Here is a 1,231-nt window from a genome sequence, read left to right as displayed (position 1 = left end):
TGCCGCATCAGGCTACGTTCGCCCTGTCGACGATCTCGCGTAGCCGTTGATCTCTGGCGTGCTGGTTCCGCCAAATGATGTAGCGACGAATCATCGACGCCTGCTCCCGGTGACTACCGTGGTCGGTGCCGTCGAGCGCGAAGTACCGCAACGCGGTGAACTGCGCCTCGATGCGGTTCAACCACGAACTGTTCGTCGGTGTGTATGCGAACTCGACATTGTTCGCCTCTGCCCACCGAGCGACCCGTTGGCACTTCTTCGTGGTCAGGTGAGGTGAGAAGTTGTCGCACACGATCGCGATGCGCACCGCGGCCGGATACAAGGTGCGTAGGTATCGGCAGAACTCGAGGAACGTGGTGCGGTTCTTCGTCGTCTTGACGTGCCCGTACAGCTTGTCCTTGCCGAGGTCGTAGGCGGCGAACAGATGCCGCACTCCGTGCGGTCGGGTGTAGGTCGCGCGCCGGCGGCGTCGCGGCTCCCGGTCCGGGTCCTTGTGCTTGCCACCACGCTGCGCCCACTGTCGACCGGGATGCGGCTGCAGGTTCAAGGGCCCGAACTCGTCGAGGCAGAACACGACCTCCGGCTCTCCGGGCTCGGCGACGACCTCACCGTCGGCGATCGCATACAGATGCTCGACCCGAGCCTTCTTCACTGCGTACTCGGGGTCGCGAGATCTCTTCCAGGTCTTCACTTTTTGAAAGGAGACACCCTCCTCCCGGAGCAGCACGCGCAGACCCTCGTGGCTGATGTCGTCGACCACCCCCTCAGCGACCAGGAACTCGGCGAGCTTGCTCAGGCTCCAGGTCGAGAATGGTAGGTCGTGTTCGGTCGGGGACGATTTGGCGATCTTCTTGATCTCGCGACGTTCGGGCAGTGTGAATGTCTTCGGTCGACCACCGGCGTATTTCGGGTACAGCGAGTCGAATCCGTCGGCGTTGAAGTTGTGGATGACGTCGCGGACCCGGTCGGCGCTGGTGAAGGCGACTTCGGCGATCTTTGCCACCGCCATGCCCTGGGCGGAGAGCAGGATCATCTGGGCGCGACGCCAGGTCACCACCGATCCGGTGCCGCGGCGGATGATCCGCACCAGCCGCTGGCCTTCGTCATCGTCGAGTTCTCGCACTCGTACTCGTTCTGCCACTCGACCAGGCTCGCCGATGCCGTGGTCGACACGCCGCAACCGGTCGGCGTGTCGACCGAAACGGGGCAAAGGTTCGCAGGTGCGGCACTA

The 1,231-nt window shown here is 63.7% G+C and carries 1 protein-coding gene; it reads right to left on the bottom strand.

What is annotated here, in order from left to right; genetic code table 11:
- Positions 1 to 7: 7 nt before the first annotated feature.
- Entirely contained in the window at positions 8 to 1,141 is a 1,134-nt protein-coding gene (locus tag ACWDTS_RS28110; RefSeq protein ID WP_450119464.1) for an IS630 family transposase, read from the bottom strand.
- Between the last annotated feature and the right edge of the window lie 90 nt (positions 1,142 to 1,231).

The sequence above is a fragment of the Rhodococcus sp. NPDC003383 genome (assembly GCF_053589115.1).
Note: the sequence above shows the minus strand (reverse complement) of the source record. Positions and strands in the feature narration are given on the sequence as shown.